Origin of the sequence: Paraburkholderia sp. J76, from assembly GCF_905220295.1 — a bacterium.
In the GTDB taxonomy this organism is placed as follows: Bacteria; Pseudomonadota; Gammaproteobacteria; order Burkholderiales; family Burkholderiaceae; genus Paraburkholderia.
This window is the reverse complement of the sequence record NZ_CAJMZJ010000036.1, coordinates 1-3130: the sequence shown is the minus strand read 5'-3', so window position 1 is coordinate 3130 and position 3130 is coordinate 1. Positions and strand designations below refer to the sequence as shown.

The window sequence follows — 3130 nt, the reverse complement described above, 5'->3', positions numbered from 1 at the left end:
ACCGTTGTTGATGTTGTTGGTGATGTTGGTGATGTCGCTGGTGTTCTGCGTCACTCGACCGTCGAGGTTCGTGATCGCGCCTGCCACGTTCCTGTACGTCTGCGTGCCGCCATTCAGGATGAACGTCGGGTTCGAGATCGAACCGTCGCTGTTCACCGTCGAGCCGCCGCCGATCACGTTCGCCGTCGAAGCCGCCACGTTGTAAAGCTGCGAACCGTTCACCGCGTCAAGGCTCGATGCGTTCACCGCGCCGTTGGCCACGTTGTGCAGCGCCACTGCCGACGTTGCACCCGTACCGCCCAGCGTCACCGAATCGTGCGCCGACGAGTCGTACATCACCGCATCAGCCATCGTGCCGTTGATGTTCGTGATGTCGCCGCTGATCGACGTGAACGCGTCGCCTGCGTTGTTGAACGTCTTGCCGCCGATGACGTAAGTCGGGTTCGAGATCGAACCGTCGCCGTTCACCGTCGAGCCGCCACCCATCGAGTCAGCCGTCGAGCTGGCCAGTGCGTAGAGTTGCGAGCCGTTCACCGCGTCGAAGCTCGATGCGTTCACCAGACCGTTCGCCACGTTGTGCAGCGCCACTGCCGACGTTGCACCCGTGCCACCCAGCGTCACCGACGTATGCGCCGACGAGTCGTACATCACGGCGTCCTGCAGCTTGCCGTCGATGTTGGTGATGCTGCCGGCAATGTTCGAAATCGCCGTGGTGTTGGCCGTCACTTGCGTGTCCGTCGCATAGAGCTGCGAGCCGTTCACCGCGTCGGTGCTCGACGACGTGACCTGGCCGGCCGCGACGTTCGTGATCTGACGCTCGGCGCCCTGTGCGCCCACGCTGACCACCCCATACGGGTTGGCGCCCGCATATTGATAGGTCGTGCCGCCGATCACGCCGCTTGCCGTGCCGACTGCCGCGCTCGTGGTCGCGCCATTGCCCAGTGCAACCGAGTATGCCGTAGCCGCATTCGCGCCATTGCCGATTGCGATAGCCGACGTTGCCGTGGCCGCCGCAACAGGACCGATTGCCGTGCTGTTCGCGCCGGTAGCGTTCGAGTCGCCGAGGCTCGAATTCGTGTGGAAGTACTTGATCCCGCCACCATCGTTGATGTTGTTGATGGTGTTCTGGATGTTCGTGACATTCTGGTTCGTCGCGTACAACTGCGAACCGTTCACCGCATCCGCGCTCGACGCGCTCAGCGTGCCGTTGGCCACGTTGTGGATCGAGACAGCCGTGGTCGAACCCGCTCCGCCCAGCGTGATGGACGTATGCGCCGACGAGTCGTACAGCACCGCGTCTTGCAGCTTGCCGTTGATGTTCGTGATCTGGCCTTCGACGTTCGTGATCGAGCCGTCGAGGTTCGTCAGCGCACCGCCCACGTTGTTGAACGTCTTGCCGCCGATGACGTAGGTCGGGTTCGAGATCGAACCGTCGCTGTTCACCGTCGAGCCGCCGCCCAGCGCCGCAGCGTCCGAGCTGGCCAACGCGTAAAGCTGCGAGCCGTTCACGCCGTCGAGACTCGATGCATTCACCACGCCGTTGGCCACGTTGTGCAGCGCCACCGCCGAGGTCGAACCCGAGCCACCCAGCGTCACCGACGTATGCGCCGACGAGTCGTACAGCACTGCGTCTTGCAGCTTGCCGTTGATGTTGGTGATCTGGCTGTTGATGTTCGACACATTGCCTTGCAGCGTCGTCACATTGCCTTGCAGCGTCGTCACCGAACCCGCGATGTTCGACACGTTCGTGTTGGTCGCGTACAGCTGCGAGCCGTTCACGGCATCCGTGCTCGACGCGCTCAGCGTGCCGTTGGCCACGTTGTGCAGCGCCACTGCCGAGGTCGAACCCGAGCCGCCCAGCGTCACCGATGTATGCGCCGACGAGTCGTACAGCACCGCGTCTTGCAGCTTGCCGTTGATGTTCGTGATCTGGCTGTTGATGTTCGACACGTTGCCTTGCAGCGTCGTCACATTGCCTTGCAGCGTCGTCACCGAACCCGCGATGTTCGACACGTTCGTGTTGGTCGCATAAAGCTGCGAACCGTTCACCGCGTCCGTGCTCGATGCGCTCAGCGTGCCGTTGGCCACGTTGTGCAACGCCACTGCCGTGCTCGAACCCGAGCCGCCCAGCGTCACCGACGTATGCGCCGACGAGTCGTACAGCACCGCGTCGTTGAGCTTGCCGTTGATGTTCGTGATCTGGCTGTTGATGTTCGACACGTTGCCTTGCAGCGTCGTCACCGAACCCGCGATGTTCGACACGTTCGTGTTGGTCGCGTACAGCTGCGAGCCGTTCACTGCGTCCGTGCTCGCCGCGCTCAGCGTGCCGTTGGCCACGTTGTGCAGCGTCACCGGCATGCTCGAACCCGAGCCGCCCAGCGTCACCGACGTATGCGCCGACGAGTCGTACATCACCGCGTCTTGCAGCTTGCCGTTGAGGTTGGTGATCTGGCTGTTGATGCTCGTGATCTGACCGTTGAGGGTCGTCACGTTGCCCTGGAGGGTCGTGACGTTGCCTTGCAGCGTGGTCACCTGGCCGTTGAGCGTCGTGATGCTGTTCGTATTCGCCGTGATTTGCGAATCCGCTGCGTACAGTTGCGAACCGTTGACCGCGTCCGTGCTCGTCGCCGTCACACGGCCTGCCGCCACGTTCGTGATCGTGCGTTCCGCGCCCGCTACGCCCACGCTGACCGTGCCCGTCGGGGCCGTGCCTGCATAGGTGTACGCCGTGCCGCCGATCACGCCGCTCGTCGTGCCCACCGCTGCGGTGTTCGCCACCGAGCCTTGACCCAGCGCCACCGAGTTGGCGACCGTCGCCTTGGCATTCGCACCCAGCGCCGTCGCGTTCGCCGCGCTTGCGCTCGAATAGACGCCCAGCGCAACCGAATCCGCACCCTGTGCCGTCGCGCCATAGCCCATGGCCGACGCGGCGTCATAGCCGTTGCCGCCGCCCGAAGCCAGCGAACCGCCGCCCATCGCCATGTCGCCGTTCTTCGCCGACTGCGCACCAGCACCGAGTGCCTCGGAGTTGAAGCCGATCGCCTGCGACGAGGCGCCGATCGCCACCGTGTTCGTGTTGGAGGAGGTGGACGATTGGCCGATTGCGATCGCGGACGGACCCGAAGCGGAC

General features: G+C 64.0%; 1 protein-coding gene. It reads right to left on the bottom strand.

The features are described 5' to 3' along the window. On the bottom strand, positions 1 to 3130 hold a 3130-nt coding region (locus U5768_RS31755; RefSeq protein ID WP_415914008.1), incomplete at both ends, for a beta strand repeat-containing protein.